Consider the following 17,422-nt stretch of genomic DNA (forward strand, 5'->3'; position numbering starts at 1 on the left):
GAATTCTCCATGATTTTTTCTCCTTTTTATTCTTAATTTTTTAAGTTAACCCTTAACAGAACCTACCATTACCCCGCTGTCAAAATACTTCTGGAAGAACGGATACATAATCAGCAGCGGAAGACTTGATACTACAATAGTTGCATATTTTAAAAGTTCGGCTATTCGCGACATCTCTGCAGTACTCTGGATATCCGCAATCATACCGGGTCTTGGTGTGTTTTGAATCAGGATGGAACGAAGCACCAGCTGCAATGGCTGCATGTTGGCATCTTCCAGGTAAATCATAGCGTCAAAATAGCTGTTCCACATTCCGACGAACTGCCATAATGCCAGCACGGCAATGATCGGTTTGCAGACCGGAAGCAGAATCTTGAAAAAATGCATCAGCTCTGATGCGCCGTCAACTGCCGAAGCTTCTCTCAGTTCGTCCGGCAAAGACTGGTAATAGGTTCTCGCAAGTATGATATTCCATACGCTCACCGCGCCCGGAAGCAGAACCGACCAGACTGTATTGATCAGTCCCAGGTTGTCTACAAGCAGGTATGTGGGCATAAGTCCGCCTCCGAAAAACATGGTGATAATAAAAACAATATTGAAAAATCCTTTTCCTACAAAATCCTTTTTTGACATCGGATAGGCTGCCAGCAGCGTTACAAATACCGAAATCACCGCAAACGATACCGAATAGAACAGTGAGTTGACGAACCCTCTCCAGATCATCTCATCCTTGAATACCCTCTTGTATGCAGATACCGACCACTGGCTGAAATCAAAGCTCAGCCCCTGGCTGTTCAGTACATTCGGATCCATGAAGGATGCCACCACCACATAGACAAGCGGCAATATGATTGCCAGTACAAACAGACCCAGCACTATATATCCCATAGCCATCAGAATTTTGTCCCCTATGGACAGCTTCGAAAATTTCTGTATCTTCATCTCTTCCTCCTTATAGGCCCTGGCCTTCATTCATTCGTTTGACAATCGTGTTCACGGCAAACAGAAGAATAATATTGATGACCGAGTTGAACAGTCCTACCGCTGTCGAGAAACTGTAATCTCCCAACTGAAGCCCTAATTTGTAAACATAAGTTGCAAGTATTTCCGATGAAGGCAGATTCATCGCCGTTTGAAGCGCAAAAGCCTTTTCAAATCCTATGCTCATGATGTTTCCAGCCTGCAGGATAAACTGTATAACGATGATTGGCTTAATTGCAGGTATGTCGACATTTTTGATCTGCTGAAGAATATTCGCCCCATCCACGATTGCCGCCTCTGTCAGCTCCTGACTTGCATTCGACAACGCTGCCGTATACATGATAGATGCCCAGCCTGCACCCTGCCAGACGCCTGATGCAATATATATGGTACGGAATGCGGCAGGCATGGTCATAAAGTTTGCATTTGTCCCAAAGAATCCATTAATCGGTCCAACCGGGGACAGGAATATAAACACCATACCACAGAGAACAATAACCGATATGAAATTTGGCGCATACATGACTAACTGAATTTTTTTCTTGATCCCAGCCCTCTGTATCCTGTTCAGAAGCAGCGCCAGGATAATCGGAATAGGAAATCCCCACAGGAGGCCGAAGAGGCTCAGCTTCAATGTGTTGCCCAGATAGTTCATGAAATCCGGCGACGAAAGAAACCTCTCAAAATGCTTCAGCCCGACCCATTCACTTCCAAAAACCCCCTGTATGGCGCTGTAATCCTCAAAAGCAATCAGCACGCCTCCCATTGGTATGTACTTGAAAATAATGGTAAGCAGAAATGCCGGCATCATAAAAATCAGATATAATTGCCAATTCCTTTTCATGTACTTCCATTTGTTATTCCACTTGCTTTGTCCTGCCGTAGCTGCAGCCGTTTTTATCTCTTTCACTTTTCCGTCCCCTTTCACTTAGAATGAAACATTACACTCACTGTTTTACATATGTAAAATTCTGCACTTCGTTTTGCCACATCTTTTTTCGTAATGTTTTGTGCATTTGCTATACTTTATAGTGTTATACTATCAAATATTCACCGTTTTGTCAACTACAATGTTACATTTTATTTTTATTTTTTTACTATTGCACTTTATTAATTTTACATATGCACTTATATTAGTGGTTTTTAATTGAAATACTATCGCTGACATCACATTCTGCAATCAACCACTTTTACATTTGACACATTTTCTTCTATCATGTATATTAATTACAAGGGCAAATGTAGTTATTCTGTGTCATGCCCTTCATCGTCACATATCATGCATACAAATTCCAGAACTATAAATCATTCCACAAAAACAAGCAGGAGGAATACCATGCCCCAGAAAGTTACCATACAGGATATTGCCGACGCATTAGGCGTCTCCAGAAATACAGTTTCAAAAGCGCTGAATAATACCGGTGTGCTGGCCGATGCCACGAAAGAAAAAATATTGCAGAAAGCTGTTGAAATGGGCTACAAGCATTTCGCCTATATGCCTGCACTTCCAATTCAGCCAAAAGCAGGCGAAATCCATGAGATTGCGTTGATGACCTGTTCAATGCCAACCGGCTCGCACTTTGGCGCTCATATGCTGAACACCTTCCAGGAAAAAATCAGTTCCCAGGGCTGCCGTCTTTCCATATACATGATTCGTGAAAATGACATTGAGTCTCTGAGTCTTCCCAACGGATTCAATGCCGAATCGACCGACGGAATCATATGCATTGAGATGTTTGACCAATCATACAGCCAGCTGATCTCTAATCTGGATTTGCCTACCCTCTTTGTCGATACCGGTGCCAATCCCTCCAGCTGCTCTCTGGATGCTGATCTTCTATATATGGAAAATCACGACAGCATCTACCAGCTGGTCTGCAAAATAATAGAACACGGAAAGAAAAACATCGGCTTCGCCGGTGATATTTACCACTGCCAGTCTTTTTATGAACGCTGGAAAGGCTATCGCGATGCGCTGGAAGATTCAGGTATCCCTTTTTCGCCTGACAACTGCTTTACCGAAAGTGGAAAACACCCCTATAGCGACACAAAATGGCTGTCAAAAAAACTAAGTGCACTTCCACAATTGCCGGAAGTTTTCATCTGTGCAAACGACTTTATTGCAATTGATATCATGAAAGCTCTGAAAGCGTTAGGTATTTCCGTTCCCGATGACATCTGGTTATGCGGATTTGACAATTCCATGGAATCACGCATTATCGAACCCCACCTGACAACAGTTCACATCCCCAGTTCAGCAATGGGTTACATCGCTGCCGATCTGCTACTTTCAAGAATCGATGATCCCGGCATTCCTTACAGGACGATGCACGTGAAAACCGTAGTGAAATACCGTTCTTCAACTAATATTACGGAATGATCTATCGGAAACTTACATGCGCAAAAAAACAGAGAGCCCTTTCCGTTCAAACGGACAGGGCTCTCTGTTTCATTTTTATTCTGGAGCAAAAGGTTCAATGCCTCATTCCCAACACCTTCATCTGGATTTCAGTATAAGGCATGCACTTTTTGACAATACTATAATACTTGTCTTATTCATCAAACTTCTTTAACTTCTCTTCGTATTTCAGCATACGCTCTTCATAACCATCTATTTTTTTGTCCAGATATGCAAGCGTATTCTGAAGCTCTTCAACTTTTGCCACTATCTGCTTTCTCTGCTCCAGTAACAATTCTTTTCTTGCGCCTGTTGTCTCGTTGCCCTGCTGAAATAAAGAAACATATTCTATCAGAACTTCGATAGAAAGCCCTGCACTTCTCATGCATTTAATAAACTGAACCCATCGGCAGTCTTCCTCTGTATAGTCCCTGTTCCCGCTGCTGTTACGATTAACCGTCGGTAATAATCCGATCCTTTCATAATAGCGCAAGGTATCTGCTGTCAAATCAAACTTTTTGCTTACTTCAGCGATTGTCATCGTATTACACTCCTTTTCTTCTAATCCTCTATTTTTTTATAGCCATTTTGCGATTGCGCTTTTTGCTCCGCTTACGCTTCCTCCTTGAATTGCAAGACCCTTTTCAACTTTTGCACCGGAACATAATTTTCTGATGTCATTTTCACTGCTTCCCATTCCGCTGCCTTCGTGGGTGCACAATGGTTTTATGGTCTTTCCCGTAAAATCATATTTTTCAAGAAATGTCCACACATGCATCGGCATGGTTCCCCAGTAATTTGGATAACCCAGATAAATGGTATCGTATTCAGCAATGTCTTTCGGTGCATTTTTAAATTCCGGTCTGACATTTGCTCTTTTGTCTCTTTGTGCTTCTTCTATGCATATATTGTAATCAGCGTCATACTCTGTCACAGGTTCGATTTGAAACAGATCTGCCCCCGTCAGGTCCTGAATCATCCCTGCTGCCACTTCCGTATTTCCGACAGTTAAGTTCTTAATGGAACCATTTACATAATTATTTCCTTTTCTTGAAAAATATACAACTAACTCTTTTGCCATGTTTTATAACCTCCTGATTATATTTTTATAAAAGTTTCTCTGCTTCATTTACACAGCGCAATGCATTCAGGGAACGTGGATATCCGATATAGGGCAGGCATTGCGATATGATCTTTATCAAAAATTGTTTGTCATTTCCCATTTTCATATTTGCAGCCGCATGACTTGTCAGCTGCGGTTCACAGCCACCCTGCGCTGCCAAAAAGCAAAATGTGATCATTTCCCGCTGCTTTAAATCCAGTCCGGTTCTGGTATAATAATCACCAAAACAGTTGTCCGCCAGCCAGTGATTGATATGTCTGGATTCTTCGGGTCCTGATTTATAAAATTCTTTCATTCCTTCACCGAAAATATCAACCTGTGCCTGAACCCCCTTTTCCAGACGATCATCTGGTGTAGTCGTTGATTGGTTTTCTAATGGCAGCTTTATTCCTCTTGCAGTCAGCACATCATTTACGGCATGCAGAAATGGAAATACTCTCCCTATCCCCAGATAGGCTGCTGCCTGATAAACGATTTCTTTTTCTTCCACCGGCGTCACGACAAAGTTTAACGCTGCCGGAAGCATTTCCTTAAATTCGTCAATTCCCTGGCAGCCAAGGAGTGCAGCCAGGATTGCCATAAACCTGGTTCTGTCATCAAAATCATCCTGATTAATCACTTCATCAAATGCGAAGTTATCAAATAATTCAATAAACTCAGGGTCCGTTTCTAAAAACCCGGATTCATATCCCGGTAACATTTTTTCATGGTATCGTTTTGAAAATTCTGTAATTGCCATGGTATCCTCCTCTTTATTTGAAGCCTAAATGACCTGGAATGTTATCCACTTATTCTCTTTATAGTGCCACTCGAAAAAAATAGATTTTACAATCCAGCCTGTAGTAGCATCTTTCTATTTGGCTGATTCAAGCATATCACCTGGAGTTCACTTCAAGGCAAGCAAAATCGTAATTGTCGTTAATTTTCTTAGTTTTCTGATTAATTTCATTGATTTTATTCGTGTGATTTGTCGTGCAAAAAACAGAGAGCCCTTTCCCCAATTACGGACAGGACCCTCGTGTTTCATTTTTCTTCTGGCTGCAATATTGTCACAGACAATCGTTTTATGCCATTACTCTGTTTGTTTTATGAAATTACACTCCTTCGAACACGTCTTCTACAACCAGAGTATTCACATTATCCTTTTTAAATCCTTTGATTGCAAATACTTCAAGTATTACGATAATGCCTGCCAACAGAACATCAATGGCAATCGCCATAATCTGCCAGTTCAAAAGACCGGTCTGTAAGTTTGCCGGAACATATGCACGGCTGTTAACGACGGTGTAAAGGATATCCTTTGATGCCTGACGCATTGCCTTTACGACTGTTGGATTGTCTGTATCAACAATATAGTTTGATCCTGTATCGTAAGTCGAGAGGCAGAAAGTACCGCCATTTAAGATAGAACGCTCAGCATCCATATATCCAAAGTTTGCGAAGTAATCCGTAAGAACCATTCCTTTGAATCCCCATTCTCCACGAAGGACATTGTTCAGTAATCCATTATGAGCACCTGCCCATGTTGATCCGATGTAGTTGTAGGAGGACATGATTGCTTCCGCTCCACCCTGCTTTACAGCGATTTCAAAAGGTTTCAGGTAATTTTCACGGACTGCCTGCTCTGTACTCCAGGTGCAGACCATAGACCATCTGTTGGTTTCCTGTTCATTCAAGGCAAAATGTTTTACATAAGAATATACGCCGTGTTCTTTTGCTCCCTGAACACTGTTTGCAACCATGGTTCCTGCAAGGAATCCATCTTCTGAATAGTATTCAAAGTTACGTCCTGCCAGTGCATTTCTATGCGTGTTTGTAGATGGTGCATACCATCCGGACACATTCATCTGATCTGCCATTGCCCCGATACTTTCACCGAATTTTAAGGAAAGGTCTGTATTCCATGTATTTGCAAGTACAACATTGCTTGGCATTGCGATGGAACCTACTCCAGTGAAGTTGTTGTTGATTGCAGCCGGCCCATCACAGTCCGTGGTACGTACTTTTACGATACCCGAAGCTTCCGCTGTTGAGTACCCTCCAAGAGCGATCATGTCTGTCATCTCGGATACAGTCAGCTCGTCCAGCAACGCATCCCATCGCTCATCATCATACTCTGCACCACGAAGATCCGCCAGCTCCAGACCATTATCAGCTCCGGTTGCAGGCATTTCATCTGCTTCGTCGGTATAGTCATTTACATCAAAGTTGCTGTTATTTACGAAGCTCGCCTTGTCTTCTTCTGACATGCTGAATGATGTCGGTGCAGCTACAGCCTCTTCGTAATTTGCGAATCCGTCTGCACGGCTCAAATAAATGTTCTCTGTGCCTTCAGAAGCTGCAAACTGATTTACTGCTGCTGTTTCATCTGTAGAACGCGGATTGCCTTCATCATATACAATTTTAGCATCAACTGTATAAGTTTCAGAATCAAGTACTGTATGAGAATCGCTATTAATACTGATTGCATAATCACCAGCATCCAGTATGTAACTGCCTTCTCCATAAGTATCATAAGAAGCCATATCCTCTTCGTTGAATGTGATTGTGATTACTTCAGATTCGCCTGGCTCTAAGCTTTCTGTTTTATCATAAGCTACCAGATTTGCAGCAGATTTCTCCACTCCTCCATTTTCGTATGGCGGATTATAATATACTTCTACCACATCTTTTCCGGTGACATCACCTGTATTTGTTACAGTTACGTCAAAACTGATACTTCCATCCGATACCTGTAACCCGCCCATCTCCTGTTCAAAAGAGGTGTAGCTTAATCCATGTCCAAATGGATACTGTACCGTGCTGCCATAGTCAATCAGTCCTTCTGCTGCAGCAGTCTCATAATAACGATATCCCACATAAATGCCTTCCACATAATTAACGAAGGTCGGGAGTGCATTCGGCATAAATGCATCGTCTTCTGAAATCTGGAATTCATCCATATTGTCATAAGTAAAGGAGCCAAAATTGTTCCATGATGGAGACTGGGTCAGATCATATACGAATGTATCAGCTGATTTACCGGACGGGTTTACTTCTCCAGCGAGAATTTTACCAAGGGCATTGAATCCGCTCTGTCCCATTCCCGGACACCAGATAACGCTCTTGATCTGGTCGTATTCATCTGCAATGCCAAGTTCCATAACATTGGCACTGTTGCATACCAGAATAACGTTATCAAAGTTTTCACAAACATATGCAACCAGGTCTTCTTCACTCTGGCTCAGCTGCAGATAATGCTCTCCGGCTTCAAAATCATTGTAATCCTCGGAGTTGTTCTCATATGTCACCTTACTCATATCCCTTGGCAGATCATAATGCTCTCCGCCAACTCTGGATACAACGACCATTGCTACATCCGAGAATTCCTTTGAATCTTCCATCAATTCATCTGAGTAGCTGTCTACCGTTGGTTCTGGTAAAGTGAAATCCTGTGCCCACATACCAATTTCCGGTCTTGCTTCCCTGTATGCTGTGTAGAAATCACTTAATCCTGCATTGGTCTCAAGTCCGGCATTGTTTAACCCTTCCAGAAGACTTACGATCGGATAGTCATCATTCATGGATCCTGATCCGGTTCCCCCATAACAAGGATTTGTGGATGACCATCCAAACACGTTGATTGTATTGTTATCTGCTAACGGAAGAAGACTATCATCATTTTCCATCATTACAATACCTTCTGCCGCAATTTCTTCGCTTAATGCGGATGATTCCTCTAGTGTTTCTTCTTCAATGGATCCATTTCCTGTTGCCAGGGAAATCATTGTTGACATTGGTCCGAAACAAACCAGATTCAAAATGACTACGACTGCCATCAGCATGGCGATCCAGGATTGTCTTCTTACAAATTTCTTAATTGGCGTCCTTCGCTTCCTTACTGCAATTGTCACCACAATTGCCAAAACAAGAAGAACTGCGAAGACGATCAAATACACCCTCAGCAGATTCAGGATCGATATTACATCACTCCAGTTAATACCTAACATTCTTCATCCTCCTTAAAAATATCCCTAAACCTAATGTGTTGCAAAGCTGCTGCATGCATGTCAGACTTTATTAATATATATAAACACAAAACCAGAACCATAACCGTTTGTGGTGATAATCGGTTATGGTTCTGGTTTTTTCGGTCAGGATTCTGTTGGGAAGAAGATATCAAGATAGAAGGTATCTTTCCTGTTCTGCATCACAACGTTTCCGTGATATTTTTCTGTAATATACTGAATGGATTGTACTCCGAATCCATGGTGATTTTTATCTTTCTTCGATGTTACCGGCAGGCCATTCTGAAATTCCACTTTTTCTTTACAATAATTCTCCACATGGATACTCTTCATCCCCTGTCTGAAGCCTATGTTCATGCTTATGACGCGCTTATCTATATCATGTTCTTTCATGACACTTTCGATTGCATTATCCAATGCATTTCCCAGAAGCACATAGAGATCGTCCGGAGAAATAAAAGAAAGAATATCCCCATCCGCCATACAGCTGAACTGGATCCGATACTCATCACAGAGGAGTGTTTTCTCCTGGAGCAAAAGGTTCAGCGCCTCATTCCCGGTATGATAGACTGAATCGTAGATAGAAATCGCTTTTCTCAGATCATCCACATATTCCTGTCTTTTATCTGTATTGTTCATCATTCCCAACGCCTTCATCTGATACTTGATATCATGACATTTTCGGTTGATGATAGAAATGCTTTCCTTGGACATCTGTAACTGACTGCCTTGCGTATGGATCAGCTGCTCCATGAATTCGTTCTGCTTACTGATCATATTCATACGCGATACCGCATATTCCATGCTGATGACCAGTGCACAGCTGATAATGGCATATAATTTGCAGATCACAGTTCCAAGGATCTGAGCTGCTTCACTACCGTCCTGGCTTTCAACAGAGGTCCAGACGCTCAGGCACACAGAAAAGAATAAAATCAGCACCGCCAAAGCCACCATCCTCGGGTCTCGTTCCCGCCGTTCTCCGGCGAACTCATTTCTTCTTATGACCTGAAAATACGCGGCAAGCAAAACCAAGAACTGGACGCCCATATTAAAAAGTGTATCCGCAGCTGCACCTATATCTGCTTCAAAAAGATAGTACTGCATTATTGCATAAATCGAATATCCCATATGCTGCAGTGCATATCCGCATGTTGTAATGAACACAACTTCAATATTAGGGATGTCGTAACACAGCTTTATCACTGCAACGCTGCATGCAAATATGATAAAATACATAAGTATGTTGGATCCGGATAGCCTTCCGTAATAAATCGCCGCTATAATTCCTATTCCGCACAACACATACAGCAGCTCTGCAAATAGAAATCTCACTGCAAAATGTTCTCTGTGTTTTGCCCTCCACGCGAACAGCAGCTGAGAAATCTGCAGGGGGGCCATAAATCCGAACAATGCAATGCCGTTATCAAAAATAATATCCATTATACTGCCCCTCCAAAATACTGTGCAAATTTCAGCATGAACTCTTTTTTCTGCCTCCTGGCAATTGGAAGCAGATCTCCATTCACCAGCAGATTGTCTGCTCTCACTTCGCTGACATGGGCAAGATTGACAATAGAGCCAGAGCAGCATTTAGAAAATCCGTATTGTTCTAATTCCTCTTCCATCGCGGTAATCGTTGTTCTCTGCCGAAATTCACCTTTTTGTGTGTGAAATACCACATAATTTTTATCCTTTTCCACATAATAGATGGACTGAATCGGAACAATGACAGCGCAACCATCTTTATACAGAACCAGGTGTCTGTCTTTACTTCTCTGCGCGTAAAGCAATGCTTTTTCCATTTTTTTTGAGAAATTATAATAGGTCACCGGTTTTACCATAAAGTCAATTGCATTGACTTCATATCCATTGATTGCATACTTAATCATATTTGTGACAAAAACAAGTGCCACAGAACTATCTATTTTTCTTAGTTTTCTGGAAGTGTCAATTCCATCAAGATGCGGCATCTCTACATCCATGAATACCACATCAAAATCCGGTGTATATTCATCCAGAAAATTCAGGCCATTTGCGAAATGTATGATTTCTGTCGGAATATTATTTTCCTTTCCATACCTCATGATATATTCTTCTAAAACACGATAATCATCGATCTGATCCTCTACGATTGCAATCCTAGCCATTGGTCGTTCCCCTATCTTAAAATCCTCCAGCATTTTGCCGGTTTGCGTGCATCATCTGGATTCTAGTCCAAGAAATGCACTTTTTTGACAATACTATAATACTTGTCTGTGAAATGCAATAGTTATATTTATGAATATCTACTTGTAACTGTTCAGAACCCTTGTACTGCGAGGTTTTTTTCTTTCACTCTTGGTGACTTTGAAGGACATCGTCGTGAATAGTTACACTTGTTATCTGATGCATGAAGAACTAAGTTTTTTTATGATACATTGAACAGCTGCCCATTACATAGTATAATACAGGTATAATTCTATTATAATATTACAAGAAAGTGGTGATTACTATGAAAACGATTATTAAACCATCCGCAACAATCAGACAAAATTACAACGAAATTTCAAAGTTATGCAGAGAAACAGGCGAGCCTGTTTTCCTGACCAAGAATGGTGAAGGTGACTTAGTTGTTATGGACATCGCGACTTACGATCAAAGAGAAATACAATTAGAACTTCGCGAAAAACTGGTTGAAATCGAGGAACAAAGACGTGCTGGGATTTCTGACATTCCAGCACGCACAGTTAGCAATAATCTTCGTGCTTTAATCAAGGAGAAAGCCCATGTATAAAGTTGAGGTCTCTCCTGCCGCCAATGGCATTTTAGAAGAATATGCCTTAAGATGTCTTTCGGATAATGGAGAAGAATGTGCACTTAGGTTGCTGGATTCCTATGACCAAAAAATTTCTTTTCTAGAATCCGAACCTCTCATTGGATGTGCCAGACTTCGTTATGTCCCTTCTAAATACCGAGTCTTAAATTTCTGGCCGCATCTCTGGTTTGTTTTTCAAATCAAGGAATCCGAAAACTGCGTAAAAATCGACTATATTATTGATGACCGCCAGAACTATGGCGCTTTTCTCCGCTAACTGATTATGGCACACAAAAAGCACTCATCTCTGAGTGCTTTTTATCTGAATGTGTACCAGGTACCAGGATTATGGTACCTGGTACCAAAACATCTACTTGTAACTATTCAGGACTACGTCTTTCATAGTCACAAATGATGCACACAAATTGCAAAATCTGCAATTTGGCGCATGCATGTCTCGGGTTTTTATGCAAACTCAGCATAAAAACACCTCGCGAGACAGGAGTTCTGAACAGTTACATCTACTTTTCCATTGCCATACTTCTTAGATCCTCGGGAAACTTCTCTATAGCGTACCTGAGTGCAGTTCGCGGCATCTCCTGTTTGTTTTTCATGACGAAATCAAACACTTCTTTCTGATGGGCTTTGCTTGCTTCTTTCAGCATCCAGCCATAACCCTTTTGAACCAGGTCATCTTTATCCTTCAACAGGCTTTCAGCAATTTCGAAAATGTCATCGAGAAAAAGACCTTTCCTCGCGGGCAGGATCAGGGATACTGCAGAGGCACGCCTGTACCACCTGTTATCAGACTTCGTCCACTTTTTGAGTTCCTGGATATATTGCGGATACTGTTCCACGAAAGAACCGACTGCATGATTGCAGAGCGTATCGCATTTAGCCCAATTGTCTACATAGTTTCCGACCCAGCGTTCGAACATCTGAAAATCATCAGGCTCATATTCTTTACGGGTCAGGAACGCCCACTCGAATGCTATATATGCGTCTTCGCAATAACCCGATTTCATCAGCTCCTCGCACAAAGAAAATATTTCCGTTTTATTCTTTCCCTTTATCTCTCCATAGTACTTCTTAGCTAATTTCCCCACAATTGCAGATCTTACGCCATAACATACTACCTCTTCTTTAAAAAAGCGCTGCGTACTGTTTTTCGTTTTATCATCAGCGTTTTGTTCAAGCTCTTTTCTGATTTCTGATATCATGTGGTCCATATTTTATCCTCCCGTCAAAGATTGCTGCTGAATTTCAAACCAAACTTCTTTCGTATAAATTTTACCACTACGGAATTTTAATTGCTATAGGATATCCATCAATCATCTGTACAATCCTCTATGAATCCGTTCTTCCATATGCACTTCCAGTGCAATCATCGCACTATTCCTATACATAGCGATATGCCCGGCAGTGTCCACTGCCGGGCATATACGGATTTCATATATAGTTATTTTTCTGATGGTTATCTACCGCGACTTTCGCCACCCATCTGGGACTGGGTAGTTGCAGAATCTTTTTTTGCAGCATGCTCTTTTACATTCTACAGACTTTCCTGTATCTGTCTGTGGTGTTCTTCTAAAATCGGTTTCACAATTGTCTTTTCCATATTTTTATTTTCTATAATCAGCACATCCGTTCCTGGATCTATTACAATTGCATGCCATTCTTTTTCTTCTAACACGACTGCCTCTTTTCTTTTCAGGTCATGAATCTGTACTTTTCCATCATTCTCATCCAAAACCAGAAGTTTCGCTTTTCCATCTAGTAAAACAAAAGCCTCGTCTGAATCCAGATGGCACCCCCAATTACTAAGAGCCTCTATTCCATTTATCTCCTTCTTATAGCTGTGAAGAGCAATCCTCCATGACTCACTTTCATATAACACATTGAATCCTTCGCCATGCACTTTACGAAGCTTCATATTGCCTTCCTTTCTTATGTAATAATAATGACAAGGTGTTTTTAATACTTCGCAGCCTGTGATGCACCTCTGATCAGCGCTTTCACATTCTCTAAAGGCGTCCCGATTTCAAGATAATCCGAGCATGAAAAGATAAAGTGTCCGCCTTTTTTTCCTGTCATCATCTGTTCATATGCGGCTTTTTCAACCTCATCCGCTGATGCCGTTTTCAAAAAATTAATCTGATCAAAATTCCCAGAAAGTATAAGGCTATCTTTGAAATATTCCTTTGCCTCTTCCAGAGTATTATCTCCCTGCGGTTTTGGCGATACGGTTTCCCAAACGGTAATGCCTGATTTTTTATAGGAGGGATACAAAATTTTTGCATTTCCACAATTGTGATACACAGTAGGCTTCCCTGCCTCTTTCAAAATATCAATTGCACGTTTTTCATATGGAAGCACGAACTCATCAAAATATTCATTGCTCATAATTGCACCGTTTGCGATATTTCCCTGAATGCCTACGGCATCAAATTCGCTGCCTGCCAATACTTTATATTCGTCCACTACCATATCTGTAAAGAAATTCATATAATCTTCATAATATTCCTCATCAGTCAATGCATCGCACAACATATCCTGGACATCCATATAGGTTGCGACCAGATTGTATACACCACCAATTCCCCAAGGACAAGTTATCCCCAAGTCGCCAATTGCTTCCCGGGCTTCAACTCCCGATCCTAAAATATGGTCATCATCCTGTTTCTCGCGTTTTGGACAGTATTTCTTGAAAATCTCGAATTCTTCCTGAGACTGAAGCATATACTTAATCGTGCTAAAATGAATTCCTGCTAAAATCTTCTCATTGTATTCGGCACCTTCCACCTGCTTCAGTTCTCCTTCAGGAGTCGTAATAGTTGTGGTGCGAATGTAATTATCTTCCACTTTTTCTTTCGTTACGGCAACCTTCCAATTCTCAAAATCCCTCTGCAGGAAATATGGCGTAGGGTTGATATACTGTCTTGTTATCAAATCAAATCCCAGCTCCTTGCTCAAGGCTATCGCATCATGCAGTCTGCTGGTATTTTTCTTATTAAAGTAATAGGAAAGATATTCTTCCTGTACAAAGGGACTGATTGGCACCCTGTCCGGCATCTCTCCTCTTAAAACACTTAACAAACGTTCTCTTGAAGTCATTGTCTTTCTCCTTATTTATATAAAAGATTTGGAATTGTCATTACTACTCCCGGAAAATAAGTAATCAAAATCAAAACCAACAGCATTACTGCGTAAAAAGGAATCATGCTCTTAGCCAGCTTCTCTATCTTAATATCAGATATGGCACTTCCGATAAACAGGGTAGTTCCAACTGGAGGGGTCAGCAGTCCGATTCCCAGATTTAAAATCATAATCACGCCAAGCTGAACCGGATCAATGCCTATCTGAGTCATAACCGGAAGAATAATCGGTGTTACGATCAGAATTATAGAGGCCATGTCAATCAACGTTCCAAGTAACAACAACAAAATATTCAGGAATATCAGAATCACGATTCTGTTATCTGTAATACTAAAAACGGCTGCAGATATCTTTTCCGGTATCTTCAGGTATGTAAGCATCCATCCAAATGCCCCTGAAGTTCCCATAAGTATCAGGATTTTTGAGATTGTGCTTACACAATTCCCCAGCAAGCGTCCAATATCCTTCACTTTTATTTCTTTGTAAATAAACAAACCGACAAACAGCGCCCATACTGCCGCAATTGCTGCTGATTCCGTTGCTGTAAACAGCCCTGCAACAACTCCGACGACTACAATCAGAACCGTAATAAGTCCCCAAATAGAATCTTTCAGATTTACCACAACTTCTTTAACCACGAACTTATTGCTGATTGGATAATTTCTTTTCACTGATACACGATAACTGTATATCATAAGCGCTACTGCCAACAATACTCCCGGAACATATCCCGCCATAAAAAGTTTTCCAATTGAAACACCGCCTGCGGCTAATGAAAATATAACCATATTCTGACTTGGCGGTATTAAAATCCCCTGTACAGAGCTTGCCATCGTAACACATGTCGAAAAATCTTTATCATATCCTTCTTTTTCCATCATAGGAATCATGATTGGACCAATCGAAGCTGTATCTGCTGAGGAAGATCCGGATATTCCACCGAAAAACATGGATGCCACGATGTTTACCATCGCAAGTCCTCCCCTTATCCAGCCAACCATAGCCCTGGAGAGTCCGATCAGTCGCGCTGAAATTCCCCCGGCTCCCATTACCTCGCCTGCAAGAATAAAGAACGGTACTGCCAACAATGTATAAACATTGATATTCTTAATTACATTCTGAGCCATCATCATCAAATCAATATCAAGATACAGGCTCGTAACCAGGGTTGCAAAACCTATCGCATAAACCATCGGAACCCTGATCGCAACCAAGCCGATGAAAACAAGTACTAAAAGGGCTGTTGCCACTACTTCTGGTGCCATGTTTCAATCCTCCTTCTCCATTGCTCAATTAAAGCAATTACATATAACACCCCTGTTACCGGGAGCACCGAATTCATCCATGATGCTGACAAGTTAATTCCCGGTACTATATTATTACTACTTATGACGGTAAGATTGAAGCCTGCATATATCATAAATATGGCAAAGCTGAAAATCACAAACGTAGTAACCATGTCTAAAGCCAGCAGTAGCTTTTTCGGCATTATTTCATCGAAGATAGTCATCCTTAGATGACTGTCTTCCGCAACCGGCAAGGAGGAACTCAGGATACATAGCCACACCAGACAGAACAGCGCTGCTGGTTCTCCCCATGCAGGGGTAATCTTGAAAAAATATCGTCCAAAGAATACACCTGCGCAGATAATAATCTGAAAAGCCAGCATAATTCTACATAACCAGCCTGCCAATGTTAAAATCATTCCGTTTGTTTTTTTTAATAATAAATTTAATGTATGCATATTCTGTCTCTCCACACTACTTCGCCTGAATACGGGTTACTAAGTCCTCTATTTCCTGTCCATATAATGAATATACTTCTTTGACTGCATCACGCCATTTCTCGATATCCTCTACTTCTAGTACTTCTGTCCCTTTTTCTTCAAGCAGCTTATAATATTCTTCCTCAAGCTCTTCGGTAATTTCATAAACATAATCCTGCGCTTCACCCGCTGCTTCCTGCAAGATTGCCTGGTCTTCGGCCGACATAGTATCCCATACCTTCTCTGAAATAACGATAAGACCCGGTCCGAATGTATGTGCATCCTTTACATAGTACGGAGCCACCTCATTAAAGCTGTTTGTCACATAACCGGTCACTGCATTTTCCGCACCATCAACCACACCTGTCTGTAAGGAAGTGTAAAGTTCCGCATAAGAAATTGGTGTTGGATTTGCACCAAGAGCTTCCATCGTCTTGATCATCAGCTCTGTTTCCGGCACTCTGACTTTCAGACCTTTTAAATCAGCAAGAGTTGTTACTGCCTTTTCGGTAAAAAACATATTTCGCGGCCCCTCTTCCAGATATCCCAATGCAACCATCTGGGTTCCCGAAGTCTGTACAGCATCCAGAAGTTCCTGTCCAATTTCACCTTTTAGTGTTGTATGAAGATGCTCTAAATCTGTAAAAACATAAGGCAGAGCTAATGCATTCATAATTTTACAGTTATAATCTCCCATGTTGTTCGTGTTCGCACGAAACATATCAATGGTACCAATCTGTACTCCCTGCATAGAGCTTTTTTCATCACCCAATGTCGCATTAAAGTAAAGCTCTACTTTAATCCTGCCGTTTGATTTTTCATTTACAAGTTCTGCAAATTTCGTACCTCCCTGTGCCATCGGATGCTCTGCCGGATTGAGCTCTGCATACTTCAGAACAATAGAAGCTCCCTCTCCGCTTGCCTCCGTTTCATTTCCTTCGTTTTCTGTTGCCTTACTTTCTGTCGCCTCATTTTCTGTAGTCGCACTTCCTGAAGCCCCCAAACTTCCACATCCAGTCATAACGACTGTAAGACAGGCTGCCACTAATACGCTCGTTAACTTTCTTTTCATATTTTTCTCCCTTCTAAAATGTTTTACTAAAACGTTTTCTTAGTTATATATTATATTTACACTCATGGTTTGTCAATGTATTTGTCTATTATTTATTTTTTTTGTTAAAATCACACAAGATTA

The 17,422-nt window shown here is 41.2% G+C and carries 17 protein-coding genes; 3 read left to right on the forward strand and 14 right to left on the reverse strand.

The window, feature by feature from the left end; genetic code table 11:
• Positions 1-45 precede the first annotated feature (45 nt).
• Both BJR36_RS15005 and BJR36_RS15010 read right to left on the reverse strand, forming a co-directional pair.
• Entirely contained in the window at positions 46-942 is an 897-nt protein-coding gene (locus BJR36_RS15005) for a carbohydrate ABC transporter permease (RefSeq protein ID WP_091235846.1), read from the reverse strand.
• 10 nt (positions 943-952) lie between these two features.
• Positions 953-1,825, reverse strand: a complete 873-nt coding sequence (locus tag BJR36_RS15010; RefSeq protein ID WP_091235915.1) for an ABC transporter permease — start codon at positions 1,823-1,825, stop codon at positions 953-955.
• Positions 1,826-2,317: 492 nt separating this feature from the next.
• On the opposite strand from BJR36_RS15010, the gene BJR36_RS15015 reads away from it, so the two are divergent.
• Positions 2,318-3,361, forward strand: coding sequence for a LacI family DNA-binding transcriptional regulator (locus tag BJR36_RS15015; protein ID WP_091235849.1), 1,044 nt, complete (start codon positions 2,318-2,320; stop codon positions 3,359-3,361).
• A gap of 172 nt (positions 3,362-3,533) precedes the next feature.
• On the opposite strand, the gene BJR36_RS15020 is transcribed toward BJR36_RS15015, so the two are convergent.
• The 6 genes from BJR36_RS15020 to BJR36_RS15045 all read right to left on the reverse strand — a co-directional run bounded on the left by BJR36_RS15020 (position 3,534) and on the right by BJR36_RS15045 (position 10,659).
• Entirely contained in the window at positions 3,534-3,920 is a 387-nt protein-coding gene (locus tag BJR36_RS15020) for a MerR family transcriptional regulator (RefSeq protein ID WP_091235851.1), read from the reverse strand.
• Between the two features lie 36 nt (positions 3,921-3,956).
• On the reverse strand, positions 3,957-4,460 hold the full coding sequence (locus BJR36_RS15025) for a flavodoxin (RefSeq protein WP_091235853.1): 504 nt from the start codon (positions 4,458-4,460) through the stop codon (positions 3,957-3,959).
• A 25-nt stretch (positions 4,461-4,485) separates the two neighbouring features.
• The gene (locus BJR36_RS15030) at positions 4,486-5,241 is read right to left on the reverse strand and encodes a carboxymuconolactone decarboxylase family protein (protein WP_091235855.1); all 756 of its coding nucleotides are present in this window, start codon (positions 5,239-5,241) and stop codon (positions 4,486-4,488) included.
• Between the two features lie 355 nt (positions 5,242-5,596).
• A complete protein-coding gene (locus BJR36_RS15035) occupies positions 5,597-8,491 on the reverse strand; it encodes a glycoside hydrolase family 3 C-terminal domain-containing protein (protein ID WP_091235857.1) in 2,895 nt (964 codons plus the stop codon).
• Between the two features lie 144 nt (positions 8,492-8,635).
• Entirely contained in the window at positions 8,636-9,952 is a 1,317-nt protein-coding gene (locus BJR36_RS15040) for an ATP-binding protein (protein ID WP_091235859.1), read from the reverse strand.
• Positions 9,952-10,659, reverse strand: coding sequence for a LytR/AlgR family response regulator transcription factor (locus tag BJR36_RS15045; protein ID WP_169823725.1), 708 nt, complete (start codon positions 10,657-10,659; stop codon positions 9,952-9,954). The genes BJR36_RS15040 and BJR36_RS15045 overlap by 1 nt, the downstream gene beginning before the upstream one ends.
• 344 nt (positions 10,660-11,003) lie before the next feature.
• Here BJR36_RS15045 and BJR36_RS15050 point away from each other — a divergent pair, with 344 nt between their 5' ends.
• Positions 11,004-11,285 (forward strand): type II toxin-antitoxin system prevent-host-death family antitoxin, encoded by a 282-nt coding sequence (locus BJR36_RS15050; RefSeq protein ID WP_091235863.1) that lies wholly within the window; start codon positions 11,004-11,006, stop codon positions 11,283-11,285.
• On the forward strand, positions 11,278-11,583 hold the full coding sequence (locus BJR36_RS15055; RefSeq protein WP_091235864.1) for a type II toxin-antitoxin system RelE/ParE family toxin: 306 nt from the start codon (positions 11,278-11,280) through the stop codon (positions 11,581-11,583). Before BJR36_RS15050 ends, BJR36_RS15055 begins: the two co-directional genes overlap by 8 nt.
• A 244-nt stretch (positions 11,584-11,827) precedes the next feature.
• Here BJR36_RS15055 and BJR36_RS15060 read toward each other — a convergent pair whose 3' ends face one another.
• The 6 genes from BJR36_RS15060 to dctP form a co-directional block, all read right to left on the reverse strand.
• Complete coding sequence (locus BJR36_RS15060; RefSeq protein WP_091235865.1) at positions 11,828-12,535, reverse strand: DNA alkylation repair protein; 708 nt, start codon at positions 12,533-12,535, stop codon at positions 11,828-11,830.
• 323 nt (positions 12,536-12,858) lie between these two features.
• Complete coding sequence (locus tag BJR36_RS15065; protein WP_091235867.1) at positions 12,859-13,239, reverse strand: cupin domain-containing protein; 381 nt, start codon at positions 13,237-13,239, stop codon at positions 12,859-12,861.
• 41 nt (positions 13,240-13,280) lie between these two features.
• Positions 13,281-14,420: a uroporphyrinogen decarboxylase family protein gene (locus tag BJR36_RS15070; RefSeq protein WP_091235869.1), complete on the reverse strand. Its 1,140-nt coding sequence runs from the start codon at positions 14,418-14,420 to the stop codon at positions 13,281-13,283.
• An 11-nt stretch (positions 14,421-14,431) separates the two neighbouring features.
• Complete coding sequence (locus tag BJR36_RS15075; RefSeq protein WP_091235871.1) at positions 14,432-15,727, reverse strand: TRAP transporter large permease; 1,296 nt, start codon at positions 15,725-15,727, stop codon at positions 14,432-14,434.
• Positions 15,712-16,206, reverse strand: coding sequence for a TRAP transporter small permease (locus BJR36_RS15080; protein ID WP_091235872.1), 495 nt, complete (start codon positions 16,204-16,206; stop codon positions 15,712-15,714). Before BJR36_RS15080 ends, BJR36_RS15075 begins: the two co-directional genes overlap by 16 nt.
• A gap of 16 nt (positions 16,207-16,222) precedes the next feature.
• Positions 16,223-17,299: a TRAP transporter substrate-binding protein gene (gene dctP / locus BJR36_RS15085; protein WP_091235874.1), complete on the reverse strand. Its 1,077-nt coding sequence runs from the start codon at positions 17,297-17,299 to the stop codon at positions 16,223-16,225.
• Positions 17,300-17,422: the final 123 nt, after the last annotated feature.

The sequence above is a fragment of the Anaerobium acetethylicum genome (genome assembly GCF_900096945.1).
GTDB classification, from domain to species: Bacteria; Bacillota; Clostridia; order Lachnospirales; family Lachnospiraceae; genus Anaerobium; species Anaerobium acetethylicum.

Coding starts and splice junctions, on each gene's coding strand:
- BJR36_RS15005 (WP_091235846.1), bottom strand. CDS start 942: ATGAAGATACAGAAATTTTCGAAGCTGTCCATAGGGGACAAAATTCTG.
- BJR36_RS15010 (WP_091235915.1), bottom strand. CDS start 1,825: ATGAAAAGGAATTGGCAATTATATCTGATTTTTATGATGCCGGCATTT.
- BJR36_RS15015 (WP_091235849.1), top strand. CDS start 2,318: ATGCCCCAGAAAGTTACCATACAGGATATTGCCGACGCATTAGGCGTC.
- BJR36_RS15020 (WP_091235851.1), bottom strand. CDS start 3,920: ATGACAATCGCTGAAGTAAGCAAAAAGTTTGATTTGACAGCAGATACC.
- BJR36_RS15025 (WP_091235853.1), bottom strand. CDS start 4,460: ATGGCAAAAGAGTTAGTTGTATATTTTTCAAGAAAAGGAAATAATTAT.
- BJR36_RS15030 (WP_091235855.1), bottom strand. CDS start 5,241: ATGGCAATTACAGAATTTTCAAAACGATACCATGAAAAAATGTTACCG.
- BJR36_RS15035 (WP_091235857.1), bottom strand. CDS start 8,491: ATGTTAGGTATTAACTGGAGTGATGTAATATCGATCCTGAATCTGCTG.
- BJR36_RS15040 (WP_091235859.1), bottom strand. CDS start 9,952: ATGGATATTATTTTTGATAACGGCATTGCATTGTTCGGATTTATGGCC.
- BJR36_RS15045 (WP_169823725.1), bottom strand. CDS start 10,659: ATGGCTAGGATTGCAATCGTAGAGGATCAGATCGATGATTATCGTGTT.
- BJR36_RS15050 (WP_091235863.1), top strand. CDS start 11,004: ATGAAAACGATTATTAAACCATCCGCAACAATCAGACAAAATTACAAC.
- BJR36_RS15055 (WP_091235864.1), top strand. CDS start 11,278: ATGTATAAAGTTGAGGTCTCTCCTGCCGCCAATGGCATTTTAGAAGAA.
- BJR36_RS15060 (WP_091235865.1), bottom strand. CDS start 12,535: ATGGACCACATGATATCAGAAATCAGAAAAGAGCTTGAACAAAACGCT.
- BJR36_RS15065 (WP_091235867.1), bottom strand. CDS start 13,239: ATGAAGCTTCGTAAAGTGCATGGCGAAGGATTCAATGTGTTATATGAA.
- BJR36_RS15070 (WP_091235869.1), bottom strand. CDS start 14,420: ATGACTTCAAGAGAACGTTTGTTAAGTGTTTTAAGAGGAGAGATGCCG.
- BJR36_RS15075 (WP_091235871.1), bottom strand. CDS start 15,727: ATGGCACCAGAAGTAGTGGCAACAGCCCTTTTAGTACTTGTTTTCATC.
- BJR36_RS15080 (WP_091235872.1), bottom strand. CDS start 16,206: ATGCATACATTAAATTTATTATTAAAAAAAACAAACGGAATGATTTTA.
- dctP (WP_091235874.1), bottom strand. CDS start 17,299: ATGAAAAGAAAGTTAACGAGCGTATTAGTGGCAGCCTGTCTTACAGTC.